Source organism: Kitasatospora sp. NPDC002522, assembly GCF_053595195.1.
On the sequence record NZ_JBSFXE010000079.1, the window covers coordinates 1 to 14,707 of the forward strand.

The 14,707-nt window shown below is 72.3% G+C and carries 13 protein-coding genes; 7 read left to right on the plus strand and 6 right to left on the minus strand.

Annotated features, from left to right (window positions below; all coding sequences use genetic code 11):
- From ACWD4U_RS34005 to ACWD4U_RS34030, 6 genes are all read right to left on the minus strand, one after another.
- Positions 1–293 (minus strand): endo-1,4-beta-xylanase (locus ACWD4U_RS34005; RefSeq protein ID WP_363461919.1); only part of this gene is annotated, 293 nt, incomplete at its 3' end.
- A 146-nt stretch (positions 294–439) separates the two neighbouring features.
- On the minus strand, positions 440–1,282 hold the full coding sequence (locus ACWD4U_RS34010; RefSeq protein WP_363461895.1) for a transglutaminase family protein: 843 nt from the start codon (positions 1,280–1,282) through the stop codon (positions 440–442).
- A gap of 6 nt (positions 1,283–1,288) precedes the next feature.
- A complete protein-coding gene (locus tag ACWD4U_RS34015; RefSeq protein ID WP_363461897.1) occupies positions 1,289–2,257 on the minus strand; it encodes an alpha-E domain-containing protein in 969 nt (322 codons plus the stop codon).
- The gene (locus tag ACWD4U_RS34020; RefSeq protein WP_363461899.1) at positions 2,254–3,825 is read right to left on the minus strand and encodes a circularly permuted type 2 ATP-grasp protein; all 1,572 of its coding nucleotides are present in this window, start codon (positions 3,823–3,825) and stop codon (positions 2,254–2,256) included. Before ACWD4U_RS34020 ends, ACWD4U_RS34015 begins: the two co-directional genes overlap by 4 nt.
- Before the next feature lie 146 nt (positions 3,826–3,971).
- Positions 3,972–4,586: a hypothetical protein gene (locus ACWD4U_RS34025; protein WP_449787401.1), complete on the minus strand. Its 615-nt coding sequence runs from the start codon at positions 4,584–4,586 to the stop codon at positions 3,972–3,974.
- Positions 4,587–4,743: 157 nt separating this feature from the next.
- A complete protein-coding gene (locus ACWD4U_RS34030; RefSeq protein ID WP_363461903.1) occupies positions 4,744–5,775 on the minus strand; it encodes a LacI family DNA-binding transcriptional regulator in 1,032 nt (343 codons plus the stop codon).
- A 264-nt stretch (positions 5,776–6,039) separates the two neighbouring features.
- Here ACWD4U_RS34030 and ACWD4U_RS34035 point away from each other — a divergent pair, with 264 nt between their 5' ends.
- The 7 genes from ACWD4U_RS34035 (at position 6,040) to ACWD4U_RS34065 (ending at position 14,570) form a co-directional block, all read left to right on the plus strand.
- Entirely contained in the window at positions 6,040–7,275 is a 1,236-nt protein-coding gene (locus tag ACWD4U_RS34035; protein ID WP_363461905.1) for a sugar ABC transporter substrate-binding protein, read from the plus strand.
- A 38-nt stretch (positions 7,276–7,313) separates the two neighbouring features.
- A complete protein-coding gene (locus tag ACWD4U_RS34040) occupies positions 7,314–8,216 on the plus strand; it encodes a carbohydrate ABC transporter permease (RefSeq protein ID WP_363461907.1) in 903 nt (300 codons plus the stop codon).
- Complete coding sequence (locus ACWD4U_RS34045; protein WP_363461909.1) at positions 8,213–9,043, plus strand: carbohydrate ABC transporter permease; 831 nt, start codon at positions 8,213–8,215, stop codon at positions 9,041–9,043. The genes ACWD4U_RS34040 and ACWD4U_RS34045 overlap by 4 nt, the downstream gene beginning before the upstream one ends.
- Before the next feature lie 51 nt (positions 9,044–9,094).
- On the plus strand, positions 9,095–10,882 hold the full coding sequence (locus ACWD4U_RS34050) for an amylo-alpha-1,6-glucosidase (RefSeq protein WP_363461911.1): 1,788 nt from the start codon (positions 9,095–9,097) through the stop codon (positions 10,880–10,882).
- A gap of 98 nt (positions 10,883–10,980) precedes the next feature.
- Entirely contained in the window at positions 10,981–12,003 is a 1,023-nt protein-coding gene (locus tag ACWD4U_RS34055; RefSeq protein ID WP_363461913.1) for a hypothetical protein, read from the plus strand.
- A 7-nt stretch (positions 12,004–12,010) separates the two neighbouring features.
- Positions 12,011–12,829: an RICIN domain-containing protein gene (locus ACWD4U_RS34060; protein WP_363461915.1), complete on the plus strand. Its 819-nt coding sequence runs from the start codon at positions 12,011–12,013 to the stop codon at positions 12,827–12,829.
- 274 nt (positions 12,830–13,103) lie between these two features.
- Positions 13,104–14,570 (plus strand): RICIN domain-containing protein, encoded by a 1,467-nt coding sequence (locus tag ACWD4U_RS34065; RefSeq protein ID WP_449787402.1) that lies wholly within the window; start codon positions 13,104–13,106, stop codon positions 14,568–14,570.
- Positions 14,571–14,707: the final 137 nt, after the last annotated feature.

Below are 14,707 nucleotides of genomic sequence, written 5' to 3' on the forward strand. Positions count from 1 at the left end.
GCGTGGTTGACGATCTGGTCGCCGGGCCCGAAGTTGAAGTTGCCGCGGGACGGCTCGACGGTGTCCCACTTCATCTCGTTCTCCGGGGTGATCATCTTGAATTCCCGGTCGAGAATGCTGGAGTACGTCGAGTCCCCGAGCCGGCCCGAGGCCACGGCCGTGCCGAAGTAGCGGCCGCTGCCGGCCGCTGCGTCGCCGACCGCGGTCGGGCCGGAATTCGGCGGGAACGCGGCCTGAGCCACCAGCGGCACGGCCGCGCCCGCGGCGGCGAGCACCACGGCAGCGGCGATCAGGCGGCGGGTTGCCGGGCGGCGGCGATGAGAGCGGTTCTGATCTGGCAACGGCTTGTCCTTCTGGCGCAGCGGGGCCTCGGTCTCGGCCCTGGTGGTCCGTCAGTTGCCACCGTGCGCCAGAAGGTTGCCGTGATCGGAAAAAATCTTCAGGCGAGCCGGGTGAACTCCACCCGCACCTGCGGCAGCTCGCCCGGCGCGCCGCGGTAGACGCCCTTGTGCGGGGGCACGTCGCCGTACTCGCGCCCGCGCGCGACGATCACGTGGGACTCGCCGGGACGGGTGCCGTTGGTCGGGTCGTGGCCGATCCACTCGCCCGCCCAGTACTCGACCCAGGCATGGCTCTCACCGGCCACCGGCCGGTCCAGCTCGGCGTCCGGCGAGGGGTGCAGGTAGCCGGACACGTACCGGGCCGGGAGGCCGGCCGCGCGGAGCAGGGCCGCGGTGAGGTGGGCGAAGTCCTGGCAGACGCCGGCCCGTTGGTCCCAGGCGTCCTGCGCGCCGCTGTGCACCCCGGTGGTTCCCCGGGTGTAGGCGAGGCGCTCCCTGACCAGGTCGGTGAGGGCCACCGCCGCCTCGTGGGCGTCCAGCCCGTCGGCGGCCGCACCCGCCTGCGCGGCGAGGTCCGGGCTCACCGCGGTGCGCGGCGTCGCGGCGAGGTACTCCGTCAGCCGGGAGTCGGCCGACCGCGCGGCGATCGCGGCCCGGTCGAGCGGGGCGGGCAGCGGGGCCGGCGGGGCGGTCTCGACCAGGCTGGTCGCCGTCAGCGCGAGGCTGGTGTGGGAGTCGGTCAGGTCGAACACGGTGACCTGGGTGCCCCAGTAGTCCAAGTACGTCCACAGCGACGCGGCCGGGGCGACGGCCACCCGCGAGTCCAGGACGGTCTGGGTGGGCAGGGTGAGCGGGCTCATCCGCACCTCGTTGTACGAGGAGCCCGCCGGGCTCGGGTAGCCCACCAGGGTCTCGTGGCGGATCCGCAGTCGGGAGGCCATGTCCGATCACACTCCCTCTCGCGTCGCGGACTGGTGCGACCACTCGATCGGGCCGTCGTAGGGGAAGTAGCGTTCGGCCACCGCCCGGGTGGCCTCGCCGCAGGCGAGTTGGAGTTCGCCGAGCAGGGCGGGCAGCTGCTCGAGTTCGGCGGAGTCGAGGTACTCCAGCCTGGTGCGCATCCGGCCCACCGCGAGCCGGACGGGTTCGGGGCGCCGCAAGGCGGGCGTGCCGCCGCCGAGTTCGGCGAGGCACTCCTCGGCGGCGCTGAGCGCGTGCAGGACGGAGCGCGGGAAGCCCCGGTCGAGCAGCAGGAAGGCCGCCACCTCGCCGGGGTCGCTGCCGGCGCCGCGGGCGCGGACGAAGGCCTCCTCGGCGCCGCTCGCGCTGAGCAGCGTGGGCCAGTCGGGCGCGTGGACGGCGGCGAGCACCCGGACGGCGAGCAGCCGGGCGATCATGTCGACCCGCTCCAGGCTCCGCCCGAGGACGACGAAACGCCAGCCGTCGTCACGGCTCATGGTGGAGTCGGCGAGCCCGAAGAACAGGGCGGCGCGGCGGCGGACGAGCCCGAGGTAGGCGTGCGGTCCGGTGCGGCGCGCGGCGCGCCGGTGCTCGGCGAGCTGGTGCCAGGTGGAGTTGAGGGTCTCCCACATCTCGGTGGAGACCACGTCGCGCGCGGTCAGCGCGTTCTGGCGGGCCGCGGTGAGCGCGCCCTCGATGGAGCCGGGGCTGGCCGCGTCGAAGGCGAGCCGGGCCAGCACCGAGTCCATGTCGCAGTGCTGCTCGGTCGGGACGGCCACGCCGAGGATGGCGTGCAGCGAGCGGCAGGCGGCGTCCTCGTCGCTCCACGGGTCTTCCAGCAGCCGGTGCAGGTAGGCGTCCAGGATGCGGGCGGTGTCGTCGGCGCGCTCCACGTAGCGGCCCAGCCAGAACAGCGACTCGGCGATCCGCGAGAGCATGGTGTCGGTGGTGATCACTGCTGCTGTGCCTCCTCCTGGGCCGGGCCGCCGGGCGTGCTCGCGGCACCGGGGCCGAACTGACGCGGAATCACTTCGCTCACGGCGGCGGACCGCTCGTCGGCGGACCGGGCCGGCGGAGCACTCGGGGCCAGCACCCAGGTGTCCTTGGATCCGCCGCCCTGGCTGGAGTTGACGATCAGGTTGCCCTCGCCGAGGGCCACCCGGGTCAGGCCGCCGGGGACCAGCCAGACGTCGCTCCCGTCGTGGACGGCGAACGGCCGCAGGTCGATGTGGCGGGGTGCCAGGCCGTCCTGGCCGTCGGTGCGACGGCTCAGCGTCGGCGAGGTGGACAGCGCCACCGGACGCTGGGCGATCCAGCCGCGCGGGTCCGCCGCCACCTGCTTGGCGAGGCGGTCGAGCGCGTCCCGCTCGGCCCGCGGACCGATCACGATGCCCTTGCCGCCGGCGCCGTCGACCGGCTTCAGCACCAGCCGGTCCAGCTGGTCCAGCACCTCCTCCAGCCGGCCCGGCTCCTCCGGGCGGATGGTCTCCACGTTCGGCAGCAGCGGCTCCTCCGCCAGGTAGTAGCGGATCAGGTCGGGGACGTAGGTGTAGAGCAGCTTGTCGTCGGCGATGCCGTTGCCCACGGCGTTGGCGAGGGTGACGTTCCCGGCGTGCGCGGCGGCCATGATGCCCGGGACGCCGATCAGCGAGTCCGGGCGGAAGTGCAGCGGGTCGAGGAAGTCGTCGTCGAGCCGCCGGTAGATCACGTGGACCGGGGTCTCCCCCCGGGTGGTGCGCATCCGCACCCGGTTGCCGGAGCAGACCAGGTCGCGGCCCTCGACCAGCTGGACGCCCATCAGCCGTGCCAGCAGGGCGTGTTCGAAGTAGGCGGCGTTGGCCACCCCCGGGGTGAGGACGGCCACGACCGGATCGGTCACGCCCTCCGGGGCGCAGGCCTTGAGCGCGGCCAGCAGGCGCTGCGGGTACTCGTCCACCGGGCGGACCGGCTGTTCGGCGAAGAGGGCGGGGAAGGTCCGGGTCATCACCCGGCGGTTCTCGATCACGTACGAAACGCCGGACGGCACCCGGACGTTGTCCTCCAGCACCCGGAAGCGGCCCTCCTCGTCCCGGACCAGGTCGATCCCGGAGACGTGGATGCGCACCCCGTTCGGCGGCTCGATGCCGTGGGCCGCCCGGTGGAAGTGCGGCGAGGAGTACAGCAGCCGGTAGGGCACCACGCCGTCCTCGAAGACCCGCTGTCTGCCGTAGGCGTCGGCGAGGAAGGCCTCCAGGGCGAGCACCCGTTGCCGGACGCCCCGACTGAGCCGGTCCCACTCGACGGCGTCGAGCAGGCGCGGCACCAGATCGAGCGGGAAGGGGCGTTCCTCGCCGCCGTAGGAGTAGGTCACGCCGCGATCGGTGAAGGCGCGGGCCATCTGGTCGGTGCGGTACCGGAGTTCGATGGAGTCCAGCGGGCTCAGGGCGTCGAACACGGCCGCGTAGGCCGGTCGGACCACCCCGGGGCGCTCGAACATCTCGTCCCACGCGTCCGCTGTCGTGTACGAGTCGAATATGTCGGCCATGACGAGACGTTATGGTCGGTCGGTTTCGGCCGCGTGACGGGCGCACTACCGCCGGTGCCGCGTCGCAGCTCAGCTGTGCCGGGGCCGCCCGCCCGGGCCGCTCTGACGGGCCGCCGGCAGCCGACGGCCCGTCCGCTGACGCCGGGTCAGGCTCGGTGCGCGCCCTTGCGGCGGGCCCGGACGCGCAGCGCCGGCACCCCGCCGCCGATCGCGCGCAGGCCCGCGCCGGTGAGCCCGAGAAGGCCGTCCGAGCCGGTGGAGGCGAGCCCCGGGGCCTGCCCGCCGTCCTTGGCCGGCCCCGCAGTGGGGCTCGGCGAGCCCGACGCGGAGGCGGTCGCGGCGCCGGCCGGCGATCCCTGCGGCGCGGGCGGCTGCACCGGAGCGGCGGCCTTGTCGCGGGTGAACGCGAGTGTGCCGAAGCCGAGTTGGTCGAAACCGCCGCTGTTCGGGCCGTGGTCGCCACCGCCGCCCTCGGGCGCGAGCTTCGCCGCCATGGCGCTGGTGTTCGGCGCGGGGAGGCCGCGGCGGTTGACGTAGTGGTTCTCGATCATCGCCCAGATCGGGCGCAGGTCGCCCCGGCCCGAGGCGGAGGGCGTGACGTCGTCCACCGTCCCCGACCACACGCCGGGCGCGCCCTGCTGGAACGTCAGGCGGGTGAACGGGACGTCCGCGCCGAGGTTGTACCTCGCGACGTACTCGGCCCCCTTGAGGAAGCGGTTGTCGTCCTCCCCGTACAGGTCGATGCCCTGGTTCCAGGCCATCTCGCACAGCGCGCCCATCAGCCCGACGGCGAGCGTGGTGTGACCCTGGTCCCGGCCGGACTCCTGGAACTGGGCCAGGCCGCCGGGGTGGACGTACGGGATGGCGTGCCGGAGCGAGCCGTTGCCCGCCCCGTGGCGGTAGTACTCGACGGCCTGATCACCGCGGAGTGCCGCCGGACGGCGGGGTGGCGGGGCCGGTGCTGGCGCGCAGTGAGATCGGCGGGGTGAGCAGGATGTGGCGCGGCGGGGTGGCGGGGGCGGCGATGCGTTCGACGAGGAGTTCCACGGCCTGCGTGCCCATCTGCTGGGCGGGGACGTCGGCGGAGGTGAGCGGCGGACGGAAGTCCTCCGCCCACTGGGCCGCGGCGACGCCGGCGATGGACACGTCGCGGGGCACGTGCAGCCCGGCGTCCTCCAGGGCGTGCCAAATCCCGGGCAGCGCGGCCTCGTTGAGGGTGGCGATGCCGGTCACCTCCGGGTGCTCCGCCCGGATCCGCTCGATGACGGCGCGCCCGGAGGCGGTGTCGTCGCCGCACAGGTACGCGTGGCCGGCGATGCCCCGCTCCGCCGCCGCGGCCGCGAAGCCCTCCGCGGCCCGCAGGCCGGGGCCGTAGCCGGTCGCGACCAGTTCGGGCGAGCGGTTGATCAGGGCGACCGCGCGGTGGCCGAGGTCGGCGAGGTGGTGGACGCAGCGGGCGATCAACGACGCGTAGTCGACGTCGATCCAGCACATGTCGTCGTCCCCGGCGGTGTGGCCGATGCCGACGAACGGCAGCCCCGCCTTGCGCAGCCGGGTGACCCGGGCGTCCTCGAGGCGGATCTCCATGAGGATCGCCCCGTCCACCCGGCGGCCCGAGACCAGGCGCTCGAAGGAGCGGTCGTGGTCGCCGCCGGAGGGGGAGAGCAGCACGTCGAGGTCGGCCCGGGCGGCGGCTTCCACCACGCTGGCCACGAAGTCCAGTTGCATGTGGGTGAGGCGGGTGCCGGCCGGCGGGACCACGAGCCCGATCGTCCGGGTGCGGCCCTCCTTGAGCGCCCGGGCGGCGGCGTTGGGCCGGTAGTCGAGCTCGTCGATGACGTCCTGGATGTGCCGGCGGGTCGCCTCCGACACGGCGCGCTTGCCGCTCAGGGCGTAGGAGACCGTACTGCGCGACACGCCTGCCCGACGGGCGATCTCCCCGATGTTCATCGCTCTCCTGAAGGCGCCCGGGACCGTCCATGCGGTCGAATCGATTCGGTCGACGTTAGTGGGGCCGGGGGAGCCGGTCAAGCCGGGCGGAGCCGCTTTCCGGGCCGTCGACGGGCCTCTGCACGGAGTGTTGACGGCCCTCTACGGCGGGCCTATGTTCATCGAACCGATTCGCCGAACCGATTCGACAAGCCGCGGCAGAGCAGTCCGCCAGGCACTCCCACCCACCGCCGCCAGGCACCCCAGCTCGAAAGGGACCTCGTCATGCCCAGATCCCGTGGACGCCGGCTGACCGCCGCAGCCCTGACCGCGACCGCCCTCGCCGTCACCGCCGCCGCCTGCTCCTCCGGCGGCGGCGCCACCACCGCCGGTGCCGGCAGCTACACCGTGTGGGACCCGTACCCGCAGTTCGACGCCGCCTCGCCGTGGGCGAAGCTGCTGGACACCTGCGGCAGCCAGGCCGGCGTGACGGTGAAGCGCACCGCGTTCGACACCAGCGACCTCACCAACAAGACGCTGCTCGCCGCCCAGCAGGGAGCCGCTCCCGACGTGCTGATCGTCGACAACCCGGTGGTCTCCACCCTCGCCGAGGCCGGAGTGCTCACCAGCACCGACGTCAACCGGATCGACACCTCCGCGGCGGCGCCGAACCTGCTCGCCGCCGGACAGTCGGGCGGCAAGACCTACGGCACGCCCATCGGCGCCAACACCCTGGCGCTGTACTACAACAAGGACCTGCTGGCGGTCGCCGGCGTGGACGTCTCCGCGGTCAAGGACTGGCCCTCCCTCACCGCCGCGCTGGCCAAGGTCAAGGCGGCCGGCAAGAAGGGCATCACCTTCTCGGCGATCGGCACGGAGGAGGGCAGCTTCCAGTTCCTGCCCTGGTACTGGGGCTCCGGCGCGCAGCTCACCAAGCTGAACTCGCCCGAGGCGGCCTCCGCGCTGTCACTGTGGACCGGCTGGCTGAAGAGCGGCTACGCCCCCGACTCGGTGCTGCAGAACACCCAGACCACCAGCTGGCAGGAGTTCGCCACCGGTGAGTTCGCTTTCGCGGAGAACGGCACCTGGCAGCTGGCCAACGCCAAGAAGGCGGGCTTCGCCTACGGCGTCATCCCGGTCCCGGCCATGAACGGCGGCACCGCCGCCGCGCCCACCGGCGGGGAGTTCGTCACCGTCCCGGTGCAGGCCGAGACCGGCCGCTACGACGTCTCCCGAGAGATCGTCACCTGCCTGACCAGCGCCGAGAACTCCTTCGCCACCGACGGGACGCTGTCCTACGTCGCACCCACCGAGGCCGTCCAGGCCAAGCAGGTGGCCGCCGACGCCGACCTGAAGTCCTGGGTCGACGCGGTCAGGGCCGCGAAGGGACGCACCAGCGACAACCTCGGGACGAAGTACCCCAGGATCTCCGAGCCGCTGTGGGGCGCGGTCCAGGCCGCCCTGAGCGGGGCGAAGTCACCGCAGGACGCGCTCGCCGCGGCGCAGTCGGCCGTCCACTAGCGCACGGGCTCGACGAGCAAAGGACCACAGGCCCTGCCATGAACGACACGACACACCGACCCCGCTCCGGGCAGTGGGCGGCGTGGGGCTTCCTCGCTCCGGTGACCGGCTACCTGGTCGTCTTCTACGCCTACCCGCTCTACCGCAACATCGACCTCAGCCTGCGGAACTACACCGTGCGCTCCTTCGTGCAGGGCGACGCGCCGTTCACCGGACTGGCCAACTACCGGACCGTCCTGGACGACCCCACCTTCGTCCCCGCGCTGCTGCACACCGTCGTCTTCACCACCGTCTCGCTCGTCTGCCAGTACGCGATCGGACTGGCCCTGGCCATGTTCTTCGTCCGCCACTTCCCGCTGTCCGCCACCCTGCGGGCGCTGTTCCTGGTGCCCTGGCTGCTGCCGCTGATCGTGTCCGGCTCCACCTGGGCGTGGATGCTCAACAGCGACTCCGGGGTGGTCAACGCCGCCCTGCACGCGGTCGGCATCGGCCCGGTGGCCTGGCTGACCTCGCCCACCTGGTCGCTGGCGTCGGTGACGGTCGCCAACATCTGGATCGGCGTCCCCTTCAACCTGGTGCTCCTCTACAGCGGGCTGCAGTCCATCCCCGCCGGCCTCCACGAGGCGGCGGCCCTCGACGGGGCGGGCGCCTGGCGGCGGTTCCGGCACATCACCCTGCCGCTGCTGCGGCCGGTGTCCGCGATCACCCTGCTGCTGGGCCTGATCTACACCCTCAAGGTCTTCGACATCATCTGGATCATGACGAAGGGCGGACCGAACGGCTCCTCCACCACCCTGGCCACCTGGTCGTACCGCCTGGGCTTCGGCAACCTGCTGCCCGCCTTCGGCCCCGGCGCCGCGGTCGGCAACCTGCTGGTCCTCGCCGCGCTGGCCTTCGGCCTGATCCACCTCCGCCTCCAGCGAAGGCAGGACAGCGCATGACGGCCCGTCGGCCCACCGGGTCCGCCCGGTGGAAGACGGCGATCGGAGTGCTGCTCACCGCGGTGATGCTCTTCCCGGTCTACTGGATGGTCAACGTCTCGTTCACCCGCGACCAGGACCTGCGCAAGAGCCCGCCGCACCTGTTCCCCAGCGCCGGCACCCTGGAGGGCTACCGCGCCGTCCTGCACCAGCAACTGCCCTACCTCGGCACCAGCCTGGCCATCGGGCTCGGCACCGTCGCACTCACCGTGCTGCTCGCCGCGCCCGCAGGCTACGCCCTGGCCAAGCTGCGCCCGCGCGGCGGCGGGGTGCTCGGCTTCCTGCTGCTGGCCGCGCAGATGGTGCCGGGGATCATCATGGCGATGGGCTTCTACGCCATCTACCTCAACCTCGGCGTGCTGCAGTCCGTGCCGGGCCTGATCGTGGCCGACTCCACGCTCGCCGTCCCCTTCGCGGTCCTGGTCTTCACCGCCTTCATGTCGGGGATCCCCGGCGAACTCCTCCAGGCGGCGCGCACCGACGGCGCCGGCCACCTGCGGACCTTCTGGTCCATCGTGCTGCCGATCAGTCGCAACGCGGTGGTCACGGTCTCGCTGTTCGCCTTCCTGTGGGCCTGGTCGGACTTCGTCTTCGCCAGCACCCTCGACGGCGGCGGCCCGCACCAGCCGATCACGCTCGGCATCTACCACTACATCGGCAACAACAACCAGCAGTGGAACGCCATCACGGCCACCGCCGTGGTCGCCTCGCTGCCCGCCGCACTGGTCCTGGTACTCGCCCAGCGGTACGTCGCCGCAGGGGTGACCGCCGGAGCCGTCAAGGACTGACGGACCGCCCCACGACGCTCCGCTCCCGCCACAGAAACGAGTCCCCCGTCCATGACCGAAACCCGTACCGGACCGGCCTTCCCCGTCGACGAGATCCCGTTCAGCACGTACGGGTCCTGGTTCTGCTTCTCCCGCGTCGTAGCACAGCACGTCCGGGCGCAGGACCTGCACCTGATCTCCCATCAGACCGGCCTCCACCCGGTCCTGCGCCTGGCGCCCGTCGACGCGGCGACCCGCGCCGGGCTGGACGCCACCGTCCTGGCGACACCCGGCGTACTCAGCTGGGACCACCCCGCCGGGCGGATCGACCTGGCCTACCAGTCGCCCGACACCGTACGGCTGCGCGGCACCGGGACGGCGGCCCTGCGGATCGAATCGGCCGCGCCGCAGCTCACCCCGTTCGGCGGCACGTACCTCTACCGTGACCCGGTCGACGGCGCGTACGTCTTCACCAGCTACGAGACCGGGCGCCGGTACCGGGTCACCCTGCTGCGCGGCCGCGTGGACGAGGTGGCCGGCGTCCAGGCCCTGGGCGACGCGGACCGCCGACTGGTGCTGGCGGGCGAGGCCGGTGACGCGGAGGGCTGGGAGGCGGCGATCGAGGAACTCGACAACGGCCGCCCGCCGTTCACGGCCACCTCGGGGTTCGACGCGGTCGCGGCCGCCGCGCGCCGGTCCTTCGCCGCGTTCGTCGACGAGGTCGCGCCCTGGCGCTCGCGGGACACCCCGGCCGCCGAACTGGCCGCGTACGTGCTCTGGTCGGCGACCGTCCGTCCGGCCGGGTTCCTCGCCCGACCCGGGGTCCTGATGTCCAAGCACTGGATGGACAAGGTCTGGAGCTGGGACCACTGCTTCAACGCCCTCGCCCTCGCCGGCGGCCAACCCCGGCTGGCCCGGGACCAGTTCTCGCTGCCCTTCGACCACCAGGACGAGAGCGGTGCGCTCCCGGACTCGGTGACCCACTCCGAGGTGCTGTACAACTTCGTCAAACCGCCGATCCACGGCTGGGCCCTGCACAAGCTGCGCCGTCGCCTCCCCGAGCGGCTCTCGCACGAGGAACTGGCGGAGATCCACGACCAGTTGGCGCGCTGGACCGGCTTCTGGCTGGAGCACCGACGAGCCCCCGGCAGCCGGCTGCCGCACTACCAGCACGGCAACGACAGCGGCTGGGACAACGCCACGGTCTTCGACCCCGCACGGGTGGTCGTCACCGCCGACCTGGCCGCCTTCCTGGTCCTGCAACTGCACGAACTCGCCGACCTGGCCGGCGAACTGGGGCGGCACGAGCAGGCCGCGGCCTGGCGTGCCGCCGCCGCCGAGACCCAGAGCGCGATGATCGAGGAGCTGTGGAGCAGCGAGGGCTTCCGCGCCCGGGCCGCCGACGCCGCCGACGCCGCCGACGCCGCCGTCGACACCTGGACCGGCCGGAGCCTGCTGCACCTGGTGCCGATCGTGCTGGGCGAGCACCTCCCCGAGGAGATCAGCGCCGTCCTCGCCCGCCGGATCGCGGACCACCTCACCCCCCACGGGCTGGCGACTGAAGCCCCGGACTCCGCGCACTACCAGGACGACGGCTACTGGCGCGGCCCGATCTGGGCCCCCTCCACCGTCCTGATCGAGGACGGTCTGCGCCGCGCCGGGCACGTGGACCTGGCCGACGAGATCGGCGCCCGGTTCCGGGCCCTGTGCGAGACCTCCGGATTCGCCGAGAACTTCGACGCCCGCACCGGCGCCGGGCTGCGCGACCGCGCCTACACCTGGACCGCCGCCGCCTACCTCCTGCTGGCGGAGGCCCACACCGGCCGCGCGCGCGACCCGGGCGGCACCCTGCCGCGCTGAGCCGTCCACCCCGTCCCGGCGGAGCCGCCACCCGCGCCGGAACACCCCAGACCTCCCGGGCCGCCCGGCCCGGGTCCCACCCACCACGGGAGAGCACCATGCGCCTGACCCCCCTCCTGCGCGCCCGCTCCGGAGCCGCCCGCAGAACGGCCACGCTCGCGGCAGCCCTGCTCGCCGCACTCGGCAGCACCGTGCTGCCCGGCACCTCGGCCCACGCCTCCGACACCGGCGTCACCGTCGACTTCGCCACCGCCGGCGGCGCCCCCACCTACCGGGCCTCCGGCATGATCTACGGCCTCACCCCGAACGGCTCGCTGCCCCAGGACCACTTCCTCACGGACATCAAGTGGCACTTCATGCGGGCCGGCGGCGCCCAGCTCAACAGCGGCGGCTACGCCACCGGCCTCGCCGACTACCAGACCCGCTGGAACGCCACGCTCGCCCAGTACAAGCGCACCGCCGCCCTCGGCGGAACCTTCATCCTCCTGCCGCACGACCTGTGGGGCGCCGACAGCACCACCAACGTGGCGGCCTTCCCCGGCGACAACGGCGACTGGACGCTGTTCGACAGCTTCGTCAACCAGCTGTTCTCCGACATCAGGGCCAACCACATGACGGTCCAGTGGGACCTGTGGAACGAGGCCGACGGCAGGGGCTTCTGGCCGCGCTCCGAGACCCAGTACCTGCAGATGTGGTCCCGGTTCCACGCCGCCGTCCGGGCCGCCTTCCCCGGCCAGCTCATCGTCGGCCCCAGCATGGCGGGCCAGCCCACCTCGTCCAACGGCTGGTGGACCACGTACCTGGACTACATCAAGGCCAACAACGTCGCCCCGGACGTCTACAGCTGGCACGACGAGCCCGCCGACCCCGTCCCCGGAGCCGCGAGCGCCAACTCCACGCTCGCCGCGCGCGGCCTGACCCACACCCGCCCGTACCAGATCAACGAGTACGCGGCACTGTCCCAGCAGAACCCGGGCGGCGGCGCCTGGTTCATCGGCCGCCTGGAGCGGGCCGGCGCGGACGGCCTGCGCGGCAACTGGGGCTCCGGCGCGGCCCTGCACGACTACGAGGCGAACCTGCTGACCAAGAACGGCGCCGGGCCAGTACCTGCCGCGCGGTGAGTGGTTCATGTACCGCTACTACGGCTCGCAGACCGGAAACATCGTCAACCTGCTCCCCGGCAACGGCATCGACGGCCTCGCGACCAAGGACAACGCCGCGGGCAACGCCAAGATCCTGCTCGGCTCCAACGGCAACACGGGCAACGTCACCGTCAACCTCACCGGCCTGGACACCACCTCGGTCGTGCAGAACGGCCGGGTCCGCGCCGTCCTGCAGCGGGTCCCCGACGGCAACGCGGTCACCGGCCCGGTCACCGTCTCCGACACCACCCTGACCGTCGGCAACAACACCGCCTCGGTGACCGTGCCCTACACCAACGCCAAGGACGGCTACACCCTCACCCTGCTCCCGCCGTCCACCACCACCGTCTCCACCGTCGCCGTCAGCGAGAACAGCGGCCAGTGCCTGGACGACACCAACCTCAGCACCGCCAACGGCACCCAGTACCAGCAGTACACCTGCGAGGGCGGCTACCAGCAGATGCTCGACCTCAAGCCCGTCGCCGGGGTGGCCGACACCTACACCGTCGTCAACGAACTCAGCGGCAAGTGCCTCGACGTCTTCGGCGCCTCCACCACCGACGGCGCCGCCATCGGCCAATGGACCTGCAACGGCGGAGCCAACCAGCAGTTCACCCTCCGGCCCATCACCGCCCTCGGCAACAGCCAGGACTACCAGCTGGTCGCCGCCCACAGCGGCAAGTGCGTCGACGTCACCGCGATCTCCACCACCCCCGGGGCCCTCGTCCACCAGTGGACCTGCGACACCGGCACCTCCCTCAGCACCAAGAAGAACCAGATCTGGCGGCTCCAGGGCAGGGCCTGACGACTGTTGAAGTCTGTTCGGCTCCGGTGCAGGACGGTAGGCGGTGCAGGGCGGCGAGACATCCCATGTATCGCTTCGTCAGGTCCGCCGAATTGCCACTCTCTTGACGATTCGTCGCCGGAAGTTGTCGAAACTCTGGACAAGCACCCGACCTATGCGCCTTAATCCATCCCATGTCATGGACGCGCTCCGCGGCGGGCCCGCTCCGGTGTGCCCGACGGGCAGGAGTCACGCCTCAACAGAATCCACCACCCACCAACACGGCACAGGAGAGGTGAAACCCTTGTCCCACCGCACCGCACTCGCCTGGCTGCTCGCCCTGCTCGGGGCCTTCGCGGCGGTGCTGCTGCCCGCCGCCCAGGCCCAGGCGGCCACCGTGGCCTTCGCCCCGGGAGCCACCCGCACCGACCAGAACGGCAAGCCGCTCCAACTGCACGGGCTGGGCATCGTCAAGGCGGGGAACACCTGGTACGGCTTCGGCGAGGACAAGACCGGCGAGACGTCGGCGAACACCTCGTTCCAGGACATCCCCTGCTACACCTCGGCCGACCTCGGCGCCTGGACCTACCAGGGCGTGGCCCTGGCCAAGCAGAGCAGCGGCGACCTGGGGCCGGACCGGATCGTCGAGCGGCCGAAGGTCATCCACAACGCGTCGACCGGCACGTACGTGATGTACGTGCACATCGACAACTCCTCCTACTCCGACGCGAAGGTCGGCGTGGCCACCAGCACCACCCCCTGCGGCCCGTACAGCTACCGGGGCAGCTTCCGGCCGCTGGGCAACGTCAGCCGCGACCTGGGCCTGTTCCAGGAGAGCGACGGCACCGGCTACCTGCTGACCGAGGACCGCAACAGCGGCGGCCTGCGGATCGACCGGCTCTCCGCCGATTACCTCACGGTGGACAGCCCGGTCGCGCTGCTGGGTGGCGGCAGCATCGAGTCCCCGGCCATGGTGAAGGTCGGCGGCACCTACTACCTGCTGGGGTCGCACCTGACGGGCTGGAACCTCAACGACAACGTCTACGCCACGGCCACCTCGCCGAGCGGACCGTGGTCGCCCTGGCGGGACCTGGCCGCGCCCGGCACCAACACGTACGCCAGCCAGACCGCCAACATCATCACCGTCCAGGGCTCCGCGGGCACCACCTACCTCTACGCGGGCGACCGCTGGAACACCGGCGACCTGGGCAACTCCCCGCTGATCTGGCTCCCGCTGACCATCCAGGGGACGACGGTGAACCTCGGTCAGTACCCGACCTGGTCGCTCGACACCTCCGCGGGCACCTGGTCGGCGGGCAGCGGGATCCCGTCCGCCGGCACCCACACCCTGACCAACGCGGCCAGTTCGAAGCTGCTGGACGTGTCCGGCGCCTCCACCGCCGACGGCGGCGGGGTCATCCAGTGGCCGGCGACCGGCGGCGCCAACCAGCAGTGGACGCTCACCAGGGTGGCGGACAACATCTACACCCTGACCGGCGTCCACAGCGGGCTCTGCCTGGACGTCCCCGGCTTCTCGACCGGCACCGGGGTGCAGTTGCAGCAGTGGACCTGCACCGGCGGCGCCAACCAGCAGTTCGCGCTGGACCTCACCGGAAGTCTCACCGGAAGCACGTACACGCTGGTCGCCGTCGGCAGCGGCCTGGCCGTCGGCACGGCCGGCTCGACCGCGCAGGGAGCGGCCGCGGACCAGGAGAGCGCAGGCAGCGCGAGCGCCGCCAGCGAGAGCTGGACCCTGTCCTGACCGTCGGCCGACCGCCGACCACCCCCCACCCGCCACCGTTCAAGAAGGAATCTCAATGATCGTGTCAAGCCGTCTGCGTGACCGACGGGGCGGAGGTGAACAGCCTCTTGTCACGCAGCATCGCCCACAGCACATCG